Annotated in this window: 24 protein-coding genes and 1 pseudogene; 12 read left to right on the plus strand and 13 right to left on the minus strand. The window is 67.0% G+C overall.

The genetic code is table 11. The features are described from left to right. Position 1 precedes the first annotated feature (1 nt). The 3 genes and pseudogenes from D3H54_RS28725 to D3H54_RS28735 all read right to left on the minus strand — a co-directional run bounded on the left by D3H54_RS28725 (position 2) and on the right by D3H54_RS28735 (position 2335). A pseudogene (locus D3H54_RS28725) lies at positions 2-816 on the minus strand (HAD family hydrolase). Further along, on the minus strand, positions 816-1562 hold the full coding sequence (locus D3H54_RS28730; RefSeq protein WP_149383071.1) for a lysophospholipid acyltransferase family protein: 747 nt from the start codon (positions 1560-1562) through the stop codon (positions 816-818). The pseudogene D3H54_RS28725 and the gene D3H54_RS28730 overlap by 1 nt, the downstream one beginning before the upstream one ends. A 5-nt stretch (positions 1563-1567) precedes the next feature. Next, positions 1568-2335, minus strand: coding sequence for a lysophospholipid acyltransferase family protein (locus D3H54_RS28735; protein WP_149383072.1), 768 nt, complete (start codon positions 2333-2335; stop codon positions 1568-1570). Positions 2336-2409: 74 nt separating this feature from the next. Here D3H54_RS28735 and D3H54_RS28740 point away from each other — a divergent pair, with 74 nt between their 5' ends. Next, positions 2410-3960 (plus strand): Rieske 2Fe-2S domain-containing protein, encoded by a 1551-nt coding sequence (locus D3H54_RS28740; RefSeq protein WP_149383810.1) that lies wholly within the window; start codon positions 2410-2412, stop codon positions 3958-3960. Next, positions 3957-4292, plus strand: coding sequence for a hypothetical protein (locus tag D3H54_RS28745; protein ID WP_149383073.1), 336 nt, complete (start codon positions 3957-3959; stop codon positions 4290-4292). Before D3H54_RS28740 ends, D3H54_RS28745 begins: the two co-directional genes overlap by 4 nt. A 2-nt stretch (positions 4293-4294) precedes the next feature. On the opposite strand, the gene D3H54_RS28750 is transcribed toward D3H54_RS28745, so the two are convergent. Then, complete coding sequence (locus D3H54_RS28750; protein WP_149383074.1) at positions 4295-5110, minus strand: DUF5718 family protein; 816 nt, start codon at positions 5108-5110, stop codon at positions 4295-4297. Then, entirely contained in the window at positions 5107-6360 is a 1254-nt protein-coding gene (gene serS, locus D3H54_RS28755; RefSeq protein ID WP_149383075.1) for a serine--tRNA ligase, read from the minus strand. The genes D3H54_RS28750 and serS overlap by 4 nt, the downstream gene beginning before the upstream one ends. Before the next feature lie 129 nt (positions 6361-6489). Between serS and D3H54_RS28760 the strand changes: the two genes are divergently transcribed. Both D3H54_RS28760 and D3H54_RS28765 read left to right on the plus strand, forming a co-directional pair. Continuing rightward, positions 6490-7875 (plus strand): septum formation family protein, encoded by a 1386-nt coding sequence (locus D3H54_RS28760; RefSeq protein ID WP_149383076.1) that lies wholly within the window; start codon positions 6490-6492, stop codon positions 7873-7875. Further along, positions 7875-8225 (plus strand): metallopeptidase family protein, encoded by a 351-nt coding sequence (locus tag D3H54_RS28765; protein ID WP_149383077.1) that lies wholly within the window; start codon positions 7875-7877, stop codon positions 8223-8225. Before D3H54_RS28760 ends, D3H54_RS28765 begins: the two co-directional genes overlap by 1 nt. Positions 8226-8231: 6 nt before the next feature. On the opposite strand, the gene D3H54_RS28770 is transcribed toward D3H54_RS28765, so the two are convergent. The 4 genes from D3H54_RS28770 to D3H54_RS28785 form a co-directional block, all read right to left on the minus strand. Further along, entirely contained in the window at positions 8232-8975 is a 744-nt protein-coding gene (locus D3H54_RS28770) for a hypothetical protein (protein ID WP_149383078.1), read from the minus strand. After that, positions 8972-10192, minus strand: coding sequence for a zinc ribbon domain-containing protein (locus D3H54_RS28775; RefSeq protein ID WP_149383079.1), 1221 nt, complete (start codon positions 10190-10192; stop codon positions 8972-8974). Before D3H54_RS28775 ends, D3H54_RS28770 begins: the two co-directional genes overlap by 4 nt. Beyond that, positions 10189-11745, minus strand: coding sequence for a S53 family peptidase (locus D3H54_RS28780; RefSeq protein ID WP_168215125.1), 1557 nt, complete (start codon positions 11743-11745; stop codon positions 10189-10191). Before D3H54_RS28780 ends, D3H54_RS28775 begins: the two co-directional genes overlap by 4 nt. A gap of 93 nt (positions 11746-11838) precedes the next feature. Next, complete coding sequence (locus D3H54_RS28785; RefSeq protein ID WP_115317765.1) at positions 11839-12099, minus strand: hypothetical protein; 261 nt, start codon at positions 12097-12099, stop codon at positions 11839-11841. Between the two features lie 209 nt (positions 12100-12308). On the opposite strand from D3H54_RS28785, the gene D3H54_RS31980 reads away from it, so the two are divergent. Continuing rightward, positions 12309-12506: a hypothetical protein gene (locus D3H54_RS31980; protein WP_149383081.1), complete on the plus strand. Its 198-nt coding sequence runs from the start codon at positions 12309-12311 to the stop codon at positions 12504-12506. A gap of 7 nt (positions 12507-12513) precedes the next feature. Here the strand turns inward: D3H54_RS31980 and D3H54_RS28795 are convergent, their stop codons facing one another. Both D3H54_RS28795 and pheA read right to left on the minus strand, forming a co-directional pair. Beyond that, positions 12514-13200, minus strand: coding sequence for a histidine phosphatase family protein (locus D3H54_RS28795; RefSeq protein WP_149383082.1), 687 nt, complete (start codon positions 13198-13200; stop codon positions 12514-12516). Continuing rightward, on the minus strand, positions 13197-14117 hold the full coding sequence (pheA, locus tag D3H54_RS28800; RefSeq protein WP_149383083.1) for a prephenate dehydratase: 921 nt from the start codon (positions 14115-14117) through the stop codon (positions 13197-13199). Before pheA ends, D3H54_RS28795 begins: the two co-directional genes overlap by 4 nt. A gap of 95 nt (positions 14118-14212) precedes the next feature. On the opposite strand from pheA, the gene D3H54_RS28805 reads away from it, so the two are divergent. The 3 genes from D3H54_RS28805 (at position 14213) to D3H54_RS28815 (ending at position 17012) form a co-directional block, all read left to right on the plus strand. Beyond that, positions 14213-14983: a DUF2470 domain-containing protein gene (locus D3H54_RS28805; RefSeq protein ID WP_149383084.1), complete on the plus strand. Its 771-nt coding sequence runs from the start codon at positions 14213-14215 to the stop codon at positions 14981-14983. An 18-nt stretch (positions 14984-15001) separates the two neighbouring features. Then, entirely contained in the window at positions 15002-15769 is a 768-nt protein-coding gene (locus D3H54_RS28810) for a CPBP family intramembrane glutamic endopeptidase (RefSeq protein WP_286199036.1), read from the plus strand. Between the two features lie 73 nt (positions 15770-15842). Beyond that, the gene (locus D3H54_RS28815; protein ID WP_149383811.1) at positions 15843-17012 is read left to right on the plus strand and encodes an LCP family protein; all 1170 of its coding nucleotides are present in this window, start codon (positions 15843-15845) and stop codon (positions 17010-17012) included. Here D3H54_RS28815 and D3H54_RS28820 read toward each other — a convergent pair. Together D3H54_RS28820 and D3H54_RS28825 are read right to left on the minus strand one after the other, a co-directional pair. Beyond that, positions 17009-17830: a glycerophosphodiester phosphodiesterase gene (locus D3H54_RS28820; protein ID WP_149383085.1), complete on the minus strand. Its 822-nt coding sequence runs from the start codon at positions 17828-17830 to the stop codon at positions 17009-17011. The genes D3H54_RS28815 and D3H54_RS28820 overlap by 4 nt on opposite strands. A 4-nt stretch (positions 17831-17834) precedes the next feature. Continuing rightward, positions 17835-18887, minus strand: a complete 1053-nt coding sequence (locus D3H54_RS28825; protein ID WP_149383086.1) for a DUF4328 domain-containing protein — start codon at positions 18885-18887, stop codon at positions 17835-17837. Between the two features lie 514 nt (positions 18888-19401). Between D3H54_RS28825 and D3H54_RS31370 the strand changes: the two genes are divergently transcribed. From D3H54_RS31370 to D3H54_RS28840, 4 genes are all read left to right on the plus strand, one after another. Continuing rightward, complete coding sequence (locus tag D3H54_RS31370; protein ID WP_165760953.1) at positions 19402-19563, plus strand: hypothetical protein; 162 nt, start codon at positions 19402-19404, stop codon at positions 19561-19563. A gap of 164 nt (positions 19564-19727) precedes the next feature. Continuing rightward, positions 19728-20261: a peptidase gene (locus tag D3H54_RS28830; protein WP_149383087.1), complete on the plus strand. Its 534-nt coding sequence runs from the start codon at positions 19728-19730 to the stop codon at positions 20259-20261. Between the two features lie 297 nt (positions 20262-20558). Next, complete coding sequence (locus D3H54_RS28835) at positions 20559-21347, plus strand: TMEM165/GDT1 family protein (protein ID WP_149383813.1); 789 nt, start codon at positions 20559-20561, stop codon at positions 21345-21347. Between the two features lie 325 nt (positions 21348-21672). Beyond that, complete coding sequence (locus D3H54_RS28840) at positions 21673-22071, plus strand: transcriptional regulator (protein ID WP_099245366.1); 399 nt, start codon at positions 21673-21675, stop codon at positions 22069-22071. The last annotated feature ends 19 nt before the right edge of the window (positions 22072-22090 follow it).

Below are 22090 nucleotides of genomic sequence, written 5' to 3' on the forward strand. Positions count from 1 at the left end.
TCTAGAGCCACCAGCGTTCGAGGACGCGGGCCAGGCCGTCGTCGGCGTTCGTCGCTGTCACCTCATTGGCGGCCGCGACAGCCTCCGGGTGGGCGTTGCCCATCGCGACACCCAGGCCGGCCCAGCGCAGCATCGGGATGTCGTTGGGCATGTCGCCGAAGGCGACCACATCTTCGGCGGCGATCCCGAGTGGCCTGGCGATGTGTTCGACCCCGGTCGCCTTGCTGGTCCCGCGCGGGTTGATCTCGATCAAGCCGTTATTGGTCGAGTAGGTGATATCACCCTGGAGCCCAATGTGTTTCGCGAGCTCGACGGCCATGTCCGCGCTGAGCGCGCCGGCCTTGCGGATCAGCAGCTTCACCGCGGGCGCGCTGAGGAGATCCTCGATCGCGACTTCGGTGTTGTCGGGGTTGAGCCAGGCGTGCTCGTAACCGGGTGAGCTGACGAACTGCGGCGTGGCCGAGTCGTGCGCGCTGACACCGACCCGCTCGACGGCCAAGCCCACACCCGGGATCACCCGGGTGGCGATGTCGGCGAGTTCGGCGAGGATCTCGACCGACAAGGTGCGCGCGGAGATGATGCGATCCTGATCGGAGTCGTAGATGACGGCACCGTTGGCACACACCGCCATCGGGGCGAATCCCAATTCCTCGACGACAGGTGGCACCCAGCGGGGGGCGGGCGGCCGGTCGCCAACACGAACTGGACTCCCGAGGCCACGGCCGCCTGCACCGCGGCGCGGGTGCGTGGCGTGACGTGCTCGTCTTCATCGAGGAGCGTGCCATCCACATCGGTGGCGATCATCGCGGGCAGCATCAGTGGCGTTCCGTCGAGCGGCGTGCACGTCGGGCCAACTCGGCCTCGTCGCGCCTCTTGGCTTCGTCGAGAGTCGGCGCCCCGCCTCCGAGCTCTGCCGGCACCCAATATTCACCTTCCGGGTGCGGATACGCCAGCTGGACCTCACGCAGAATCGTGCTCATCTGCTCTCTGAGCGCAGCCTCCAACTCGCGGGCGGTGCCCACCGGCGGCAGCGCTCTGCCGTATCGGACGGTGAACGGAATCTTGTTGCGTCCCAGGCGTTTTGGATGGTCCTTGGTCCACACCCGGTGAGCCCCCCAGACGATGCAGGGGATGATGGGGACTTGTGCCTCCAGGGCCATTCGCGCGGCACCGCTCTTGAAATCCTTCAGGACGAAAGCCCGGCTGATCGTGGCCTCGGGATAGACCCCCACGAGCTCGCCCGCCTTCAGTGTTCGCACCGCTTCGGCGTAGGCATCGGCGCCCGCCTGCCGGTTCACCGGGATGGTCCCGGTGTGCTTGATCAGAAAATTCACGGTGCGCACATTCTGCATTTCGGCCTTGATCATGAACCGGATACGACGTCTGCGGTGGCGGGTACCCAGCGCGGCCGGCAGGAAATCGACATACCCGGTGTGGTTGATGGCAAGCACGGCACCACCGCGGGCGGGGATGTTGTCGAGACCCTCGAAGGTGATCCTTGTCCCCGCTGCCCGGACCGCCATCGAGGCGAGGATCTCCAGGGAGCGAAAAACGGGTTCCATGGCGGCTACCCCGGCGGGTCAGGGCGCTGCGCCCGCTTGGCGGCTTTCTCGGCGGCCTCGGCCGCGTCCATGGCAGATGCTTCGGCCAGCGTCGGAGCACCCCCACCCAACCGGTGCGGCACCCAGAATTCGCCCGCAGGATGCGGGCCGTAGCTGTCTTGCACCTGCTCGAGCAGATGTTGCATACGCGAGTGCAGCAGCGCCGTCAGCTCATTGGGCGGCAGCGTCGGCTGGATGGGCTCACCGACCGCGATCGCGATCGGCACCTTGGGACGCCACATCTTGCGCGGACGGCCCTTGGTCCAGATGCGCTGAGCGCCCCACACGATGTGCGGAATGATCGGAACGTCGGCGGCGATCGCCATGCGCGCCGCACCGGACTTGAATTCCTTGAGCTCGAAGCTGCGGCTGATGGTCGCTTCGGGATAGACGCCGACGAGTTCACCGGCCTTCAGCGCCAGGCAGGCCGCGTCGAAGGAGGCGGCGCCACTGGCCCGGTCCACCGGGATGTGACGCAGGCTGCGCATGATCGGACCGGTGACCTTGGCGTCGAAGACCTCTTGCTTGGCCATGAACCGCACCTTGCGGCCGCGGCCCTGCAGGTAGGTGGGTAGTCCGGCGAAAGTGAAGTCGAAATAGCTGGTGTGGTTGATGGCCACGACAGCACCACCCGTCAGGGGCAGGTTCTCGACGCCGGTGACGGTGAACTTCAAGCCCTGCGCCCGCCACACCAGGCGCGCGAGCTGAATGACCGTTCCGTATACCGGTTCCACAGCGGTCAGCCTAGCTCGCGAACCGTTGGCCGCTAAGCTCGTGGCTGGTGCAGTTACCACGGAAATGGGGATTTGTGCAGGTCACCAGCATCGGTCACGCGGGTTTTCGGATCGACACCCAGGCAGGAAGCATCCTGTGCGACCCCTGGCTGAACCCCGCGTATTTCGGTTCGTGGTTCGTCTTCCCGGACAACAGCGCCCTGGACTGGGCCGCGCTGGGCGCCTGCGACTACCTCTACGTCTCGCACCTGCACAAAGACCATTTCGACCCCGCGCTGCTCGCCGAGTACGTCAACAAGGACGCCGTCGTCCTGCTGCCGGACTTCCCGGTACCCGACCTCAAGCGCGAGCTCGAGGCGCTGGGCTTCCACCGTTTCTTCGAGACCACCGACTCCGTCAAGCATCGGGTCAGCGGGCCCAAGGGCGACTTGGACGTGATGATCGTGGCACTGCGCGCCCCGGCCGACGGCCCGATCGGCGACTCCGGGCTGGTCGTCTCAGACGGCACCACCACGGTGTTCAACATGAACGATTCCCGGCCGCTGGCGGTGGACCTGCTGGCCGATGCGTTCGGGCATATCGACGTGCACATGCTGCAGTACTCGGGCGCGATCTGGTACCCGATGGTCTACGACATGCCGGAGCGCGCGAAGCAGTCGTTCGGCACCCAGAAGCGTCAGCGTGGCATGGACCGCTGCCGGCAGTTCATCGCCGATGTCGGTGCCACCTGGGTGATCCCGTCGGCCGGCCCGCCGTGCTTCCTGGATCCCGAATTGCGCGACCTGAACGACGACCACGGCGACCCGGCCAACATCTTCCCGGACCAGATGGTGTTCCTGGACCAGATGCGGCGCAACGGCAACGACGGCGGCCTGCTGATGATCCCCGGGTCGGTGGCCGATTTCACTGGGCGGGAACTGAATTCGCTCGAACACCCGTTACCCACCGCCGAGGTGGAGGCGATCTTCACCACCGGCAAGGCCGACTACATCGCCGACTACGCCGAACGGATGGCACCGGTGCTGGCCGCCGAGAAGGCGCGATGGGCGCCGGCGACCGGCGAATCGCTGCTGGAGCCACTGCGTGCGAAGTTCGAACCGATCATGCTGCAGAGCGACCAGATCTGCGACGGCATCGGGTATGCGGTGGAGCTGCGGGTCGGGCCGGAGACCATCGTGGTGGACTTTCCGAAACGCGTTGTGCGCGAGCCGATTGCCGACGAGAAGTTCCGGTACGGCTTCGAGATCGCCCCGGAACTGGTGCGGACCGTGCTGCGTGACGACGAGCCGGACTGGGTGAACACGATCTTCCTGTCCACCCGGTTCCGTGCGTGGCGGGTGGGCGGTTACAACGAGTATCTGTACACCTTCTTCAAGTGCCTGACCGATGAGCGGATCGCCTACGCCGACGGCTGGTTCGCCGAGACCCACGACGACAGCAGTGACGTGGAGCTCGGCGGGTACACGATGCAGCGCCGCTGCCCGCATCTGAAGGCCGACCTGTCGAAATTCGGTGTGGTGGAGGGCTCGACGTTGACGTGCAACCTGCACGGCTGGCAGTGGAATCTGGAGACCGGTCGGTGCCTGACCACCAAAGGCCACGAGCTGCGGTGTTCCCGCCAATGAGCGCACCGCCGCAACAGCATTACGACGACGGCCTGGTGCAACTGGACCGGTATGCTCTGACGTTGCGGCGCTACCACTTTCCTTCGGGTACCGCGAAAGTGATTCCCCTGCAGTCTATCCGCGGATACAAGGCTGAGCCGCTGGGTTTCTGGATGCAGCGCTTCCGGCTCTGGGGCAGTTCGGATCTGCGCCGCTGGCTGCCGCTGGACATCTACCGCCCGGTGAAATCCACGCTGGTGACGCTTGATGTCCCCGGGACCCATCCGAGTCCGGCGTTCACTCCGGTGAAGCCGCGCGAGTTTCTGCGGGTGCTGGACGAGCTGCTGGGTTAGGCCTAGGGCTCCCAGACCAATTGGCGCAGTTCGGATGCCGCGTCGCTCTCGGTGTCGTACACCCGCACGATGGCCTCATCACCGGGCTGTAGGTAGGTCGACTCCCCCAGCTTGGTGTACCGCGTCGCACCGATGCCGATGAGTACCCGCTCCGGCCGCCCGGACGCGACCATCAGCGCGCCGACATCCTCCAAAGGTGTATCGGGAGAGCCCTTTTGGTTCGCCAGTCGTTCGACGATCCAGTCCAGCAGCACCTCGCCGTAGTACGAGTAGCCCAGCAGTGGGCTGTCCACTCCGTACTCGTGATGCACGCCGTCGGCGGTCCGTAGATGGCACAGCAGCCGCAGCGTCGCGGTCGGGCCGTCCGGAGTGAGGTCGCTGATGTCGAAGAACTGGTGCGCAACGCCTTTGGACGCCGGTCCCCAGTTCTTCTTGTGGCTGATCTTGGCTGCGTTGGGCCGGCGGATCGAGCAGTCGTTGAACGCGCCGAGCGCGAACGGCCGCAGCGTGACCACGGTGTCGCCCTCCCACACCACGTCACAGGCCAACCCGACCTCGGGCTCGATCTGCAAATTGAGTGGCCCGTCGGCTTCCGTCGTCTTGGGCACAATCAACGCGTCGTGGGACAGCGGGAACTCACCCAGGAAGCTGTCATGCCCGGGCGCGTACCACGGGAAGATTCCCTTGGGGGCAGCGCCCTCGCTGGCGACATTGACGAAATCGACTGCCTCACCGGCTTGTTCGAGGTGGCCGGCGAAATTCCCGGCCACGCCGAACCCGAACCAGCCGCGCACCTCATCGAGGTCGAGTTCGATCACGGTTGCAGGACCTCCGTCCCAACGTAAGGCACCAAGGCGGCGGGAACACGCACGCTGCCGTCCGGCTGCTGATGGTTCTCCAGGATCGCGACCAGCCACCGCGTTGTGGCCAGCGTCCCGTTGAGCGTCGCCGCGGTCTGCGGCTTGCCGTTCTCGTCGCGGTATCGGGTGGCCAGCCGGCGGGCCTGGAACGTCGTGCAGTTCGACGTCGAGGTCAGCTCGCGGTAGGCCTGCTGGGTGGGAACCCAGGCCTCGCAGTCGAATTTGCGTGCCGCCGACGAACCGAGGTCACCGGCGGCCACGTCGATCACCCGGTAGGGCACGTCGATGAGCTCCAGCATCTGGCGCTGCCAGCCCAACAGCCGCTGGTGTTCGGCCTCGGCGTCCTCAGGACGGCAGTAGACGAAGCCCTCCACCTTGTCGAACTGGTGCACCCGGATGATGCCGCGGGTGTCCTTGCCGTAACTGCCGGCCTCGCGCCGGAAGCAGGACGACCACCCGGCGTAGCGCAGCGGACCGCCCGAGAGGTCGAGGATCTCGTCGGAGTGATAGCCCGCCAGCGGCACCTCCGAGGTGCCGACGAGATAGAGGTCGTCGTCCGCGAGGTGGTAGATCTCGTCGGCGTGGGCGCCGAGGAACCCGGTCCCCGCCATCACTTCGGGTCGCACCAGCACCGGCGGGATCATCAGCGTGAAGCCATTCTCGGTCGCCACCCGCACCGCCAGCTGGAGCAGTCCGAGTTGGAGCAGCGCACCGCGGCCGGTCAGGAAGTAGAACCGCGATCCGGACACCTTGGCGCCGCGCTCCATGTCGATGAGTCCCAATGACTCACCGAGTTCGAGATGGTCCTTCGGGTTCTCGATCTCGCGAGGCTGGCCCACCACGTCGAGCACGACGAAATCGTCCTCACCACCAGCCGGAACGCCGGAGATGATGACGTTCTGAATGCCCATGTGCGCGGCCGTCATCGCCGCTTCGGCTTGAGCCTGCTCAGCCTCGGCCGATTTCACCTGCGCAGCAAGCTCTTTGGCGCGCTCGAGCAGAGCGGGCCGATCGTCAGGGGATGCCGAACCGACCTTCTTGCTGGCGGCCTTCTGCTCCGCGCGCAGTGAATCGGCTCTCGATATCGCCGCCCGGCGCGCGGTGTCGGCGTCCAGCAAGGCGTCGACGAGGCCCGGGTCCTCACCACGGCTGAGCTGGGATCGCCGTACCGCATCGGGGTCGTCGCGCAGCAGTTTCAGGTCGATCACGCCCTGAACCCTAGCTAGTTGGCCTCAGCCATGCGTCGGCCCCTCCGGCCGACGGCACAGCACAACCCCATAACATTACAACTGCATCACTTGTCACACGCCTCGCCGCGCCTGCCACAATGGAGGGCGATGCTGCAGTTATCCGAGCGCGACGACGTAACGCCTGACCAGCCCGAACCGGGCACATCACGGCGAACGTTCCTCGGCACCTTCCAGGCCACGTCGACCCGACGGGCCCTACTGCTGACTGCGCTCGGCGGACTGCTGATCGCGGGTGTCGTCACCGCGCTGCCGATCGGCTACAACAACCGGCTGGCCGGCTACGCCGGGTCCAACCCGCTGTCGGGTGCCAAGGGCACGGCGGCGTTCGCCAACGCCAAGTCCGGCAGCTGTTTGACCTGGGACAAGAACCCCGACGCGGCCACCATCGTCGACTGCAAGGGCGACCACAAGTTCGAGGTGGCCGAATCCGTCGACATGCGCACCTATCCGGGGACCGAATACGGCCCCAACGCCGCGCCCCCGAGCGCCGCCCGCATCCAGCAGATCAGCCTCGAGCAGTGCCAGCCGGCCGTCGAGCGCTACCTGGGCGACAAGTTCGATCCGAACAGCAAGTTCTCGATCAGCATGCTGTGGTCAGGCGACAAGGCCTGGAAGCAGGACGGCGAGCGGCGCATGCTGTGCGGGCTGCAACTGCCGGGAACCGACAATCAGCAGATCGCCTTCAAGGGCCGGGTGGCCGAGGTCGACCAGTCCAAGGTCTGGCCCGCGGGCACCTGCCTCGGCATCGATCCGCCCACCAACCAGCCCACCGACATTCCCGTCGACTGCGGAGCCCCGCATGCCATGGAGGTCACCGGTGCGGTGAACCTCGCGGAGAAGTTCTCCGCCGCGTTGCCGTCGGACGCCGACCAGGACGCCTTCATCAAGGACGCGTGCACCCGGATGACCGACGCCTACCTGGCCCCGGTGCAGTTGCGCTCGACCACCCTGACGCTGATCTACAGCACGATCTCGCTGCCCAGCTGGACGGCCGGCAGCCATCAGGTGGCGTGCAGCATCGGCGCCACCCTGGGCAACGGCGGCTGGGCCACGCTCATCAACCCCGCCAAGGGCGCGCTGCTGATCAACGGCATGCCGCCGATCCCGCCGCCGGACATTCCGTCCGAACGGCTGAACCTCCCGTCGATCCCGTTGTTGCCCGACGTCCCGACGACCACCTATTCGCCGTCGGCCTCCGATAGCAGCAGCCAGTCCACCCAGTCGACCCAGACCCAGCACCTGCCGCAACAGTCGACGGCGACCCAGACGCAGGCTCCGAGCTCGACCGCAGCACCCACCACCGCCGCGGCCGTACCGCCGCCTGCCGACGGCAACGTGGTCAACGGTGAACTGGTGCCCGCCGCACCGCCGCCGCCCGCCGACGCGCCGCCCATGGACGGCCCTCCGGCTCCGGCGGCACCCGCCGGCCCGCCGCCCGGACCCGCCGACGTCCCCGTCCCACCGCCGGCCTAGTGCCCGTCCGGATGGACCCGGCACGGTTCGAGGAATTGGTCGGTGACGCACTGGATCTGATTCCGCCCGGACTGGCCAAGGCGATCGACAACGTCGTGATCTTGGTCGAGGATCACCACCCCGACGACCCGGATCTACTGGGCCTCTACGAAGGCATCGCGCTGACCGAGCGTGATTCCAGTTACGCCGGATCCCTTCCCGACACCGTCACGATCTATCGCGAACCGCTGCTCGACATGTGTGACACGGAGGCCGACGTGGTCGAGGAGGTCGCGATCACCGTAATCCACGAGATCGCACACCATTTCGGCATCGATGACGATCGACTACACGAATTAGGTTGGGGCTGAATCACTTCAGCGCGGCGGGTCACCCTGCCAGGCAAAGCTGTTGACGTACTTACCCATATCCTGGGCGATCTGCAGATTGACGCCTGACGGCAAGCCGGGGCCGAAATCGGGGCCGAACGCATGGTAGGGGCCGACAGCGCCGGCCACCAGCGCCAAATCGTTCTTGATCGCCACCAGCAGCACGGTGCGGAGGCGGATGTAGCTGTTGGACGTCCCCTGCGGCCAAGTGTCGGCGACCTCGCCGTAACCCGGTTGATAGCCGACCATCGCGTTGGGAATCTCGTAGGCGATCTTCGCGTCGGGGAACTTCTTCTTCAGCAGATCACGGGCGATGGTCTGCGGGTCGCGGCCGTTGGCCGGCTCGGAGAACAGTTGCAGCACACCGGTATCCCCGCCGGTGAACTTCGCGGTCACGCCGTTGTCGGCGGTGGAGATCTCGTAGGCCGAATTCGCGGTCGGATACGACACCGAGAATGAGCCGTCCGCCGCGGTGAAGCGGGGAAGTCCCGTGACGGGCGTGCCCATCGGTGGGGCACCGCACTCGGGCGGGCACATGTAGCGCGGAACCTTCTTGGTGACCGTCAGCGACACCCCGACCAGAATCAAAGCGACGACGACGATCCCCGCCATCCAAATCCCAACCGTGCGACTGAATTTGGGGCGCCGCACTTCCTGGGCGACGTAGAGGCCGGCCGGCAGCGCATAACCGACGAACTTCTCCTCGCCGGATGTGGCCGAGGGTGTGGTCACGACCCCTCCGCGGCGACCTGCCGGACCGGGCGCACCTCACGCCGCTCATGGCGCGACGCACGCGACGACGCTCTGGTGGCCACGCCGCACGCCGGACAGAAGGCCATGTCGGGAACCACGTGCTGACAGTGGATGCACAACAGTGGCTCGTCCAGCTCGATCGGATCGTGCGCTTCGTGAAGAAGGGCAAGCTGCAATGCGATTCGCAGCAGAACCAGCACGACCATCGTCATCACGACGTGGACGGCCAGCATCCGGAGCTGCTCCATGCCCATGATGTCGGTGACCGCGACCCCGGTGTGAATCACCACCACCACGATCGCGAGCGCGAACAGCACCGCACGGGTCCGGCCCGGGTGCTCGTGCGGGTTGGAGGTCTGGCCCTTGAACCACAACGCGATACCGATCATCCCGCCCGCGACCGCGGCGGTCAGTGGAATCGTCACCCCGCACAGCAGCGCCTCGACGAGCAGACCCTTCATCGGACGACCGCGCGCCAACAGCCCGGTGGCGAACTGCGGTGCCAACCGGGTCAGGGTCGCACCGGCGGCGAACATCAGCGCGGACAGCGCCCCGACGACGAACCCGTCCAGGGACTCTCGCGAGTTCGGCCGCAGCACCCGCACCAGAACCGTGGGCACCAGCGTCAAGATCATCCCGCCGGCGGGGATGATCATGCCTTCGCGCACGAGGTGGTGTATCGCCATGCCGGCGGCCATCGGCACGCCATAGGCGCGGGCCACCATCTGACCCGTCAACAGCGTCCAGCCCACGCCGAGCGCGGCCCCCAGGGTGCCGGCCAGCAGCAGTGACCACGTGGACATGTCGCGGTATACCGCTGATTCGGCGAGGTACAGCACGAACAACAGCGGCAAGCCGAGCGCGGCGACGGTGATCAACGCCGCGGGCATCTTCACGACGGCGAACAGGACGAGCCCGACGAGCACCAGTGCCAGCCCCACCCGGAAGGGCGTCCGGGACCGCTGCGGCAGGTGCGGGAACAGTGAGCTGGCGATCGCCGGCAGCAACACGCTCTCCCCCGGCGATGCGCCGAATGTGTCGCCACGAAGCCGACCCAGCCAGCGCGGTCCGCGGTGGGGTTCGTCGGCTGCGTGGGAGCCGCAGTAGCCGCAGAACGCCCCGGCGGGGACGTCGATCTGACAGACCGAACATTCCATCGTCGGAACGTCGTCGATGCCGTTCTCCGGCGAACTCATCCGACCACCTTTTGGGTCACAAGAATATTCTGCGCCAGGTTCTCGACATTGGGAGTGCCCAGGCCGGTGACCAGGTCGTAGCCCGGTCCGGCGTTGGCCACCGCGTTACCGCCGAGCACGACGTCGCGAAACGCGGGCAGCGGTGTGCCCTGGGCGATGGCGTAGAGCACGGGGTTGATGTTGCCGATCAAGGAGCCGCCCTTGTCGACGACGAACTGGTTCATCAATGCGGTCAATCCAGCCCAGATGGGCGCCGCCAGCGAGGTACCGCCGCCGACGATCACCTGCTGGTTGAACACGATCTGCACGCCGGTGAACGGGTCGGCGACGGCCGCGATATCGGGGGTCAGCCGCTTGCCGTCGCCCTTGGGGGCGCTGAGATGCTCCTGCCATTCGGGGCGCTCGAAGAGCGCTGACACACCGCCGCCGGTGCCCTGTGACAGCGGCGGGTCGAACCACGACTGCTCGGCGAGCCAGTCCCCCTTGTCGTCGGTGGACACCGTCGTGCCGCCGACGTCGGTCATCTCCGGCATCGACGCGACCGCGTCCAGTCCGACATCGTTGTCACTCGGCGGTGCCGACCATTCGTCGCCACCCTTGCAGTCGAGACCGGCCAGGTCACCGCTTGCATCGAAAGCCGTTGTGCCAGAACGATGTGCGGACGACAACGCCGCGCGCACCGGCACCAGGTCGGCGGCGGTGATGAGCTTGTCGCAACCCCAGCCGATGGAGAAGCTCCACACCGCGCCCGGGTAGGTGCGCTCGGTGTCCTCCATGAGTTTGGCGATCTTCTCGTAGGAACCGTCGCCCTCGACGGTGGACCGCGCATTGACGAGCACCTTCTTGGCGTCGGGGGCGATCGCGTGGATGGCCTCGAGATCCATGGTCGCCTCGCCGCGTCGCGCCGAGGGCATGCCACCCACCACATCCGGGGTGAACTTCGGCAGGTTGAAGGTCGTCGCGAAAGTGTCGAGGTCAGCTTGGTCAAAGCCGTCGAACGCGAACACCACGACCGTGGTGCCCTTGCCGGTGTAGCCCTTGTCGTGCAACGGCATCGCGTTGTAGGTGCGCAGCAGCGCGCTGGGGTTCAGCCCTTGGTCGGGCACCTCCAGCGGCAGCATCCAGACCTTGGACTCGCGGTGCGGCGTGTAACCGAGGATGCGGCCGAGACCGGCCACCTCCACGCTGAGCGGCTGCGGCACCGACGGCTGCTGGGGGGAGGCGTAGAACACCTGGCCACGCTTGCCGCGGTAGTCGTGAACGTCGACATCGAATGCGCCGGATACCGCGTCGGGCGCACCCTCGACAATCGCCCAGCTGTCGCCCGGGCGCCAGCGCACTGAAAGGTTTTGTTGGACAGCCCATCCCATCAAGAGATCGGGCCGAGAATCGTCACGCAGCGCGGCAGTCAGCTGAACGTGATCGGTGCGCGCCGGGCCGAGATCGACGGAACTGGCGAGCAGAGACGCGTACGGGCCGCTGATCGCACCGACGTCGGCGGGTGCCGGTGGACGGTGCGGATCAGCGACCAGTACTACAGCGGCGGTCAGCATCCCGAGCAACCCCACCGCGGACAGCGCCCTGAGGCGGTTGACCCCGATCACTGTCGGCGGAGGGTGGCTGCGGACGGATACCGACCGTGCGGCTTAGTTACCGCCGGTGATGACGTTGCCGGGCAGCGCGGTCGGTGCCGGCGGAGCCTTGACCGTCGGCGTGAAGGAGTTGGCGCCACCAGGCGACACAGCCTTCTCCGTGGGCGACGGCGCAGGCGCGCTGGTGGTGGTCGGCGTGGTGCTCTCCGGCGCCTTTTCTTTGTCCTTACCGCAAGCGGTGAGCGTGCCCATCCCGACAATCGCGAGGCCGCCAGCAAAAAGCGCGATCTGTCGAGTCAAACGACCTGACATCATGATCAGTCCTTACTTCGTATTGCCGGGGTTGATCGTCGAATAGCTGGCTGGCCCGGCAGTTAACCAGCCCACCCCCGAAGGGCCGAGGACACTCAAGATATCTCACCACACCAGCTATTGCATAGCTAATTTCGCGACGGGCGAAAATTTGCTTGCTGGCGTCAGCGTGGCAACCACGCCGTGTCGGACCGCAGTGCTAGGAACGAACCATGGAATCGAGTTGCCGAGAATGCGCTGCTGGCCTGGCACATTGCCACGGTACCTTGATCGTCCACGACCTGCATCGCGGCGAGTGCACGGAGCCGGATTGCGACGGCCCCGAGCTGGTACTTCACCTGTTGGTGATCGATTGCGACGCGGTCGGGTGTGCCTGCTCTCAGCAAACGACCCACTCGTTGGCTGTGTGAGGTCTTCTCAGCCCATCGGGTCGATCGATTCGAGCGCATCCTCGATCGGATGCGCGTCGGGCTCCGGGTAGAACGGCGGGCTGAGCGATCCCCACTGCACGCAGCTCCACCGGCCGTCGGTGATTGGCGCCAGGACCACCGACTCCGCGTTGGCCAGATGATGGTCGAGCACGAAGCTGCTTTCCACCCCCGCGAGGGTCGCCGCAATCAGCCGGATCGCCGCGCCGTGACTGACCACGACGATGTCGTCGGTCCAGGCGTGATCGTCCAGGTAGCGCAACCTCAGATCCGTGATCGGCGGTAGGTAGCGCTCCAGCACATCGTTGGCGCTCTCGCCGCCGGGCATGGGCACCGCGAGTTCCCCTTGGTGCCAGCGCTGGTAGATCGCATTGAACTCCGCGATCGCATCGTCGTCGTTGCGGTTCTCCAGCTCGCCGGCCTGCACCTCGTGGATGCCGTCGAATTCCTCGGCGGACAGCCGGAATTGCGTGCCGATCTCCTCAGCGGTCTGAGCGGCCCGCCGGGCGACCGAGTGCACCAGGAGCCCGGGGCGCCGACCGCGGGACAAGGCGAATTCCCGCGCCTGTTCCCGGCCGAGGTCGGTCAGGTCCGCACCGGGTGGACGGGTGTCGAGGCGGCGTTCGACGTTGCCGTGGGATTGCCCGTGCCGCAGCAGGATCAGTCGCCCACTCATGTCGGTTCACCTTCTCGGAGCCGGGTCAGCCAGCGATCCGCTTCGTCGGGTTGCGGCGGTGTCGCACCGGTCGCCGACTCCGTCGGCCACGACCCCAGGAAGCGCACGTCGGCGCAACGGCGATGCAGCGCTTTGAGCGCCTCGGCCACCGCGGAGTCGTCGATGTGACCGACGCAATCCAGGAAGAACACGTAGGTGCCCAATTCGATTCGGGTGGGCCGGGATTCGATGCGGGTCAGATCGATGTCGCGGATCCCGAACTCGGTCATCGCCGACACCAACGCCCCGGGGGTGTTGTCGATCCGCAACACCACCGACGTGCGGTCGGCGCCGGTGCGCGGCGGCGGCGGGCCGGGCCGACCGACCAGGACGAACCGCGTCCGGGCGTTGGGCTCGTCGACCACACCGTCGGCCAGCGTGCTCAACCCGTAGCGCTGCGCGGCCAGGGCGGTGCTGATCCCCGCGTCGGCGTGGCCGGCGATCACTTCCTGAGCGGCGGCCGCGTTCGAGTGCGCCGGGACCAGTTCGGCATCCGGCAGATGTTCGCTCAGCCAGCGACGCACCTGGGCGGCGGCGATCGGAAACGCCGCAACGGTCCGCACGGCGGCACGGTCCTGGCCGTCACGGACCACGATGCTGAACGCGACATCGAGCGTGAGCTCGGCGTAGATCTGCAGCGGCACACCGGTCGCGAGGCTGTCCAGGGTCGGCAGCACACTCCCTTCGATCGAATTCTCGATCGGTACGCAAGCGAAGTCCGCTGTGCCGGCCCGGACGGCCGCCAGTGCCGCCGGGGTGCTGTCTGTCGGCTCGGGCTGCGCGGCACCGTCACCCGGAATGACACCGGCCGCGCACATTTTGAGCAGTGCCGCTTCGGTGAACGTGCCCTCGGGACCGAGGTAGGCGATGCGGGCCACGGTTCAACCCTATCGGTTCCTTCTCGCGGGAAAGCCTTGCGCGACCACACGTCGATAGTTAACTTAGGCTTACCTCACTAACCGGAAGGTGCGCGATGACCTCAGCGACGCTCACAACACCAACCACCGCCGAACGCGTCCGTAGTGCCTGTGCGCGAGCGGCCGGAGCGATGCTGGTCGCCGACGACGTCGCCCCCGCCACCACTCCCCTGCACCATCTGCTGCCCGGCGGATCCTTCGCGGTCAGCCTGGACGCCGAGTCGGCACTCGCGACCCGTGCCCGCTGCGCCGGGACCGACGGCATCGCGGCGGTGCTCGAGCTCACCGACTACGCCCCGCTGCCATTGCGGGAGCCGGTGCGTTCGCTGGTATGGATCCGCGGCCGAGTCCAAAGCGTGCCCGGTCATGCGGTGCGCACGATGGTCGACATGATCGCGTCCGACCACCCCAACCCGGCACTGCTGGACATCGGATCCGGGCAGGCGTTGCTCCTGCTGGAAGTGGAGTCCGTCGTCGTCGCCGATGCCGCCGGCGCCGAAACCGTCTGTCTGCACGAACTGCTGGCGGCGCAGCCGGACCCGTTCTGCGAGTTCGAATCGGCCTGGCTGCGCCATCTGGACAACGACCATCCCGAGGTCCTCGCGAGGCTGGCCGGCAAGCTGCCCGCCCAACTCCGGCGCGGGCGGGTGCGGCCGCTGGGCCTGGACCGCTACGGCGTGCGGCTACGCGTCGAGAGCACCGACGGTGATCACGACGTCCGCCTGCCGTTCAGCGCTCCGGTGCACGACGTCCCGGCGCTGGGTCGCGCGATCCGGCTGCTGATGGGCTGCCCGTTCGTCAACGGGTTGCGCGCCCGCCGCATGTAGGGCCGTTACCGTGTCGGGGTGACCGCGCCCCGCGACGATTTCCTCGCCACCGACCGGCGCGGGCTGCGCATCGAAATCGGCGTGATGCTCGCGGTCACCTTCGGTGTCAGCGCGGTCACCGCGATCCTGCAGTTGCTCGACGGTGTTCTGTCCGGACTGGCCGGACGCCGAGTTCGGTTGAATCCCAACCTGTCTCGGTATGACCTGATCAATCTCGGCTTGAACCTGGCCTCCGTCGCCCAGTTGGTGGCCTGGGGTGCACTCGGCCTGTATCTGTTGTGGCGCAGCGGAACCAGTCCGGCGAGACTCGGGCTCGGCCGGGTGCGCTGGCGTTCGGACATCCTGGGCGGTCTGGGTCTGGCGGCGCTGATCGGCATCCCCGGCCTGCTGCTGTATCTGGCCGCCCGCTGGCTGGGGATGAACGCCCAGGTCGAGCCGTCGGCACTGCACGACACCTGGTGGCGCATCCCGGTACTGATCTTCTCCGCGTTCGCCAACGGCTTCGCCGAGGAAGTGGTGGTGGTCGGATACCTGATCACCCGGTTGAAGCAACTGGGATTCAGCCAGAACCGGGCGATCCTGGTGTCCAGCGTTCTGCGCGGGATGTACCACCTCTATCAGGGCTTCGGAGCGGGCCTCGGCAACCTGGTGATGGGCCTGGTCTTCGGCTATGCCTGGTGCCGCACGGGGCGGTTGTGGCCGCTGGTGATCGCGCATGGCGTCATCGACACCGTCGCATTCGTGGGTTACGTCGCACTCGCCGGTCATGTTGGCTGGCTCAGGTGAGTCCGGCACGTAAATTGACCTGGTGAGCGACGACTGGCGGCCGCGACCCGCGCCGGATCCGCCGACCGAGCGGATACCGCGCGCCGCACCGCCGCGCCGTGAACCCTCCCAGGTCATCCGCCGCGATCCCGGCCATCGGCCACCACCGCCCCCGCCACCACCACGCCAGGCGCCGCCACCACCGCCGCCCCGGCAGCCACCACCGCGTCCGGCCCCGCCACCTCCCCCACCTCGGCGACCTCCACCTCCACCGCCGGTCGCAACGGCTCCGCCAAAGCGCAAGAAGCGTTGGGGCCGAAGGATTTTCGCCACACTGATCATCGTCGTCCTGCTCGCGGTCGGCGGACTCGTCGGCGGTGCCATCTGGATCGAGTCCTCACTGCACCGAGTCGCCGTGTTCGACTACGCCGACCGGCCGGCGGCGGGTGCGGGCACCACGTGGCTGCTCGTCGGGTCCGACAGCCGGGCCGGGCTGACCCCCGAGCAACAAGCCCAGCTGGCCACCGGCGGAGACCTCGGCAACGGCCGGACCGACACGATCCTGGTGGTTCACATCCCAGGGTTGGGCTCCGGCGCACCGACGACGATGGTGTCGCTGCCCCGGGACTCCTACGTGAACATTCCCGGCCACGGCAAGGACAAGATCAACGCCGCCTTCGCCGAGGGCGGCGCGCCGCTGCTGGCACAGACCGTCGAAGAAGCGACCGGGCTGCACCTCGACCACTACGCCGAAGTGGGTTTCGACGGTTTCGCCGTGGTGGTCGACGCGCTCGGCGGTGTCGACGTGTGCCCGGCCGACCCGATCGACGATCCGCTGGCCGGGATCACATTGCCTGCGGGCTGTCAGACCCTCGACGGGAGCAAGGCGCTGGGTTACGTCCGCACCCGCGCGACGCCGCGAGCAGACCTGGACCGGATGGTGCATCAGCGCGAGTTCATGGCCGCCGTGATGCACCGGGCGAGTAGTCCGCTGGTGTGGCTCAATCCCTGGCGCTGGTACTCGGTGCCGGACGCCGCCGTCGGGTCGCTCACTGTCGACACCGGTGATCATGTCTGGGATCTGGCTCAGCTGGGCTGGGCGCTGCACGGCTCGACCACCGCGATCACGGTGCCGATCGGTGAGTTCACCGGGAACGACTCCGGCTCGGTGGTGGTGTGGGATTCCGACGCTGCCGACCAGCTGTTCCAGGCGCTGCGCACCGATTCGGCCATCCCGCAATCGGTGCTGGACGCGCAGCCCTAATCGCCGGGGACCGCCAGCGGGTTCTGCAGCCAGGCTTTGGTCCGGCCCGGATGGTTGGTGGCGATCCAGCCGACGCCGAGGTCGCGGCAGTACCCGACGTCCTCGTAGTGGTCGACGGTCCAGCAGTACATGGCCCGGCCCTGGGCGGCCGCCCGGTCGACGAGTTCGGGATGTTCGCGCAGCGTGGTGATGGACGGACCGACCGCCGTGGCCCCGACGGTCGTGGCGGCGCTGCCGCCCAGATAACGCGACGTCTCCCCCAGCAGCACGGTCGGTAGTAGCGGTGCGGCACGGCGGATCCGCCAGACCGCGGCGGCCGAGAACGACATCACCACCGCGCGGGACAGGTCGGCGGAGGCCGGCGCGGCGATGCCGTAGCGATGCAGCAGGGCCAGCACCTTGCTCTCGACCAGGCCGCCGTAGCGCACCGGATGCTTGGTCTCGATGAACATCTTCACCGGCCGGTTCCAGTCCAGAACCAGCCGGACCAGGTCGTCGAGGGTGAGCAGCCCGGTTCCCTCCGGCGGTTTATCGGAGCCGGCGCTGCTGTGCCAGGCACCCCAGTCCAGCCGCTTGAGCTCGGCGAGTGTCATCTCGCTGACCAGACCCGTGCCGGTCGAGGTGCGATCCACCCGCCGGTCGTGCACGCACACCAGGTGGCCGTCGCGAGTCAGACGGACATCGCACTCGACTCCGTCGGCACCTTCGGCCAGGGCGAGTTCGTAGGCGGCCAGGGTGTGCTCGGGGCAATCGGCCGACGCGCCCCGGTGGGCCACCACGAAGGGGTGCCCGCCGTGCGGTTCGCCGGCCGAGTGCATACGCCTATGCTGCCGGTTCCTGCTGGTCTGGCTCAACCGCTGGCGGCGTTTCCGCTTCGGCGGGCCCGGGCTGATCGCTACCGGGCCGGCCTTGTCCGACCATCACCCACCGGTGCAGCGGCCGTTCGACCGGCTTGCGCACGAACGCGTTGAACACTTGCCACAACAACACCAGGACCGCCGCACCCAGCAGGTAGGCGATGACGACCGTCACGGTGTTGTCGGCGATCCCCTGCGGCTTGGTGGTGAAGCTGGTGGCGATCCCGAAGATCGACACCGCGGTCGAGAGCACCCACGCGATCCACCAGGCGGCGATGGGTCCACGTAGCCGGGCCTGCGTCTGCTCGGCGTGGGCAAGCTCGATGACGTACACCGGCGCCCACACCAGATTGACGATCGGTACCAGACAGCCGGCCCACAGCGCCCACGCCGGACGCGGGTCGTCCTGCCCGAGGTGCGCATAGACCGCCGCGCGGCGAGTGATCAACCACCACGCCATGACGGCCGCGGTCAGGATCACCGACACGATCGCGGCCAGACTGACCAACACGCCGAGCCACAGCGCCGCGCCGGCAACCAGCGGGGGCAGCAGCGTCGTCCGATTGATCAACAGCAACACGTAGCGAACGATGTGGATCGCCGCGGCCAGGCCGAAGATGGCGATCGCCGACAGCAGCGCGGCGCGGACGGTGACGAGCGCCGGCCCTTCTTTCGCGGTGGCCTCGGCGTCCACGGGGGCCTGCGGAAGATTGTCGGCAAGGCCCCAGCGCGGGATGTAGGCGTAGCGGGGCGTCGGTCCGAGATGGCGACGACGACGGCGGGGCGGCGGGGGCGGCCCGGGCCGGACCGCTATCCAGCGGAATCCCGACGGCAGCCGCGGCGCGCCGGGCTGCGGCGCGGGACTACGCGTCGGCGGATGCGTGGTAGCGCCCGGGCTCCAGCGCGGATCCGGCGGACCGGTCGGTGCCATCAGAGCGCCATTGCAGCGGGGGCACCAGGCGCGCTGGCGGTCGCGCACGTTCCACCGCGTTCCGCACTGGGAGCACACCTGAATCACGCCGACCAGCCTAGCGAGCGTGACCGCGAGTCGGAGCGACCCGGCGGTCCGCCGTCGAACCGGAATTGTGGCACGCAGTGCATGTACGGCCTTTCGGGACGTGCAGCAATGATCGGCTATCCACAGTTTCCACAGGTTTATCCACAGCGCTCAACCCCGGTCGATGGGCGTTGAGCGCACCATCTCGCCATGGAGACGGGCAGTATCTGTGGATAACAGCGCGGTCTCGAAGCGCGCCGATCAACAACTTGGTTACGGGCGAGCGAAATCGGTTGCCACGCTAACCGTCCGAAAGAGGGCCGCGACGCGCCGAACGACACGCCGACGCCTCCGGGCCGACTGTGATCTTCAATACCCCGTGCCGCGAAAAACCAAACAGAAATTTTTTGCGCGCTGGTCAACGTGGTGGGCCAATTTTCTAACCGCCGCGGATGGGGTTATGATCGCGCTCACAGGTAACCTGTGACGATTTTCACTAGGGGCGGTAGTTGAACATGCTGGTCAGGGCGGTGTGATGGCGTATCAGCAGCCATACCGGGCGCAGTCCGGTTCACAGCAGTCGCATTGGTATGCCCCGTCTGCGACCTGTAACCGCTCGTACATGCTGGCCGCGTTGCGTGCCGGCGTCATCGCCCTCGTGCTGCTGGGCATCCTCGCCCTCATCGTTCTGTTCTGAGCGCCGTTCCGTTCTGAGCTCGCGCCCCGGCGTGTCCACCCCACGGCGATTTCTCTGTCGTTAGCACTCGTGTCCGCTTGCGTGCCACGCGCTACGTACCGCATCCTGAATCGAACCGACCCACTGTCGAGTCGCACTGGCATACCGAGTGTCGCGGAGGCGAGATGGAAAATGGTTCCGGGCGTTCGGTCGAAGTCGCCCCATTTCATTCTCGTGGTGCCCTCAAGGGCTTCGTGGTCTCCGGCCGCTGGCCGAACTCGACCAAGGAGTGGGCCCAGCTTCTGATGGTCGCGGTCCGCGTCGCCTCTCTGCCCGGATTGCTCTCCACGACAACGATTTTCGGAGTCAGGGAAGAACTGCCGGACAAGCCGCACCCGGGCACCGTCGGTCTGGTCCTTGCCGAGGGCACGGTGGTCGGTGAATCCGCGGTTCCACCAGGACATTTCGCCGACCGTCAGCCGCCCGCCCTGCTGATGTTGCATCCCCCCTCGGAGACCACGCCGTCACTGCCGGAATGCACCGGTGCGGCGTCGGGGTGCGTCCTACTGCCGGGCATTCCACATCTGGGGCTGGAACACCGCGCCGCCTGGGTCGAGGCCGAGTCCGACGGCACCATCACCGGCATGGTCAGCCGAGTCGGCGTCGACCCGATCAGCCATCCGGACACGGCGATCCTGGCGATGTTGCTTGCCGCGTGAGGTTGTGAGGGCACCCGAACTTTCCGGGACGGTGCACCAAATTTATTGCTGCGGTTGGGCTTTCGTGAATCACGAGTTGCGGGCCTTGCGTCGCTGCACGTAGAGTTGGCGCCAGCGAAGGGGAGTAGCCCCCAATCGGACAATCGACATACTGGCCTGGCATCCATCGCGGGCCCGGTTGTTCGGCCGGTACAGGTATCCGGTGGGCGAGACCTTCGGCCGTTAGACCATTAGTGGTTGCCGGCCGGAGGCATCTGTACCGCCCCTGACGACAGCCACCCGATCGAGGAGTCTCGGGTGCTTGCCGCACTGGTACTGAGTTTCGCCGTCATCTTCGTCGCCGAGTTGGGCGATAAGTCGCAGCTGATGGCCATGACGTTCGCATTGCGCCATCGCTGGTGGGTGGTGCTGTCCGGCATCACCGTGGCGACCACGGCGGTACACCTGATCTCGGTCGCCGTCGGCCACTACCTCGGCGCGGCCCTGCCGACGCATCTGCTGGGCATCCTTGCCGGCGTCGCCTTCGTCTTGTTCGGTCTGTGGACGCTGCGTGGCGACAAGCTGTCCGACGACGAGGCCACCAAGGCCCAGCGCAACAGCGCACCGGCTTTCTTCGCCGTGACGTCCGCGTTCCTGCTGGCCGAGCTCGGCGACAAGACGATGCTCGCGACGATCACACTCGCCGCCGACAACGACTGGGTCGGCGTCTGGATCGGATCCACCATCGGCATGGTGGCCGCCGACGCACTGGCCATCCTCGTCGGCGCGCTGGCCGGCAAGCACCTCCCCGAGCGGTTGATCCAGCTGGGCGCGGCGGCGCTGTTCCTCGTGTTCGGCGTGTCGATGTTGATCGAGGGCGCGTTCCCGGCGACATCCGGCATCGTCATCGGGGCCATCTCGGTCGGGGTGGTCGCGCTGGCCGCGGCCGCACTGCGGGCGCTGCCGCCCCGTCTGCGCCCGGCCGTCCTGCGGCCGGCACCCGAGGTGGCACCGACTCCCGAGGACGCCCCCGAGTCCGCGACGTCGGCGGTCGGCGGTGACGGCGGCCGGGGATCGGTGTCGAAGCGTCCCGCCGAGCCGGCATAACCGCACTTACAGCAAAGCGGTTTTCGGCAACCACCCGCTACAGACGCGGTTGCTCAGGGTACTCTCAGGTTCTTGACTGAGCGAAAATCGATCGCGCGCTGTGCCAAGATGCGCCCAACCTGGCGTTTCTTTGCCTAAGGTCCCGTTCCGAGCACCTGTTCACCACGCGAATCACCCGCCTCATTGTTTGCCGCATCTCGGAAAAACCACGCGCGCGTCAATTATCTAGTAGTTTGCACTTGGTTGTCAGCGGATGTGTCGCTACGATGATCAGCAAATAAGCCAACGGAATCGACCGCTCCTGGCGCATGTGGAGGTCAAGAAGATGAGCACGACGTTCTCGGCGCGACTGAATCGCCTGTTCGACACGGTGTATCCGCCCGGCCGGGGTCCGCATACCTCCGCGGAAGTCATCGCCGCACTGAAGTCCGAGGGCATCACGATGTCGGCTCCGTACCTGTCTCAGCTGCGTTCAGGCAACCGGACGAATCCGTCATCCACCACCATGACGGCGCTTGCCAACTTCTTCCGTATCAAGCCGGCGTACTTCACCGACGACGAGTACTACGAGAAGCTCGACAAGGAACTGACCTGGCTGGCCAATATGCGTGACGAGGGTGTGCGTCGCATTGCCGCGCGTACCGTCGGGCTGTCCCCGGAGGCCCAGCAGGACATCGTGAGCAAGGTCGACGAGCTCCGCCGTCGGGAACACCTCGACGATTAGCCCGCTACTGCCCGAACGG

The organism is Mycobacterium sp. ELW1 (assembly GCF_008329905.1).
GTDB lineage: Bacteria > Actinomycetota > Actinomycetes > Mycobacteriales > Mycobacteriaceae > Mycobacterium.

What these genes read in the sequence shown, in the direction of transcription:
- D3H54_RS28795 (WP_149383082.1), bottom strand. Translation starts at nt 13,200, where the DNA reads ATGAGTGGGCGACTGATCCTGCTGCGGCACGGGCAATCCCACGGCAAC.
- D3H54_RS28775 (WP_149383079.1), bottom strand. Translation starts at nt 10,192, where the DNA reads ATGAGTTCGCCGGAGAACGGCATCGACGACGTTCCGACGATGGAATGT.
- D3H54_RS28805 (WP_149383084.1), top strand. Translation starts at nt 14,213, where the DNA reads ATGACCTCAGCGACGCTCACAACACCAACCACCGCCGAACGCGTCCGT.
- D3H54_RS28760 (WP_149383076.1), top strand. Translation starts at nt 6,490, where the DNA reads ATGCTGCAGTTATCCGAGCGCGACGACGTAACGCCTGACCAGCCCGAA.
- D3H54_RS28840 (WP_099245366.1), top strand. Translation starts at nt 21,673, where the DNA reads ATGAGCACGACGTTCTCGGCGCGACTGAATCGCCTGTTCGACACGGTG.
- D3H54_RS31980 (WP_149383081.1), top strand. Translation starts at nt 12,309, where the DNA reads ATGGAATCGAGTTGCCGAGAATGCGCTGCTGGCCTGGCACATTGCCAC.
- D3H54_RS28780 (WP_168215125.1), bottom strand. Translation starts at nt 11,745, where the DNA reads ATGCTGACCGCCGCTGTAGTACTGGTCGCTGATCCGCACCGTCCACCG.
- D3H54_RS28730 (WP_149383071.1), bottom strand. Translation starts at nt 1,562, where the DNA reads ATGGAACCCGTTTTTCGCTCCCTGGAGATCCTCGCCTCGATGGCGGTC.
- D3H54_RS31370 (WP_165760953.1), top strand. Translation starts at nt 19,402, where the DNA reads ATGGCGTATCAGCAGCCATACCGGGCGCAGTCCGGTTCACAGCAGTCG.
- D3H54_RS28830 (WP_149383087.1), top strand. Translation starts at nt 19,728, where the DNA reads ATGGAAAATGGTTCCGGGCGTTCGGTCGAAGTCGCCCCATTTCATTCT.
- D3H54_RS28785 (WP_115317765.1), bottom strand. Translation starts at nt 12,099, where the DNA reads ATGATGTCAGGTCGTTTGACTCGACAGATCGCGCTTTTTGCTGGCGGC.
- D3H54_RS28745 (WP_149383073.1), top strand. Translation starts at nt 3,957, where the DNA reads ATGAGCGCACCGCCGCAACAGCATTACGACGACGGCCTGGTGCAACTG.
- D3H54_RS28820 (WP_149383085.1), bottom strand. Translation starts at nt 17,830, where the DNA reads ATGCACTCGGCCGGCGAACCGCACGGCGGGCACCCCTTCGTGGTGGCC.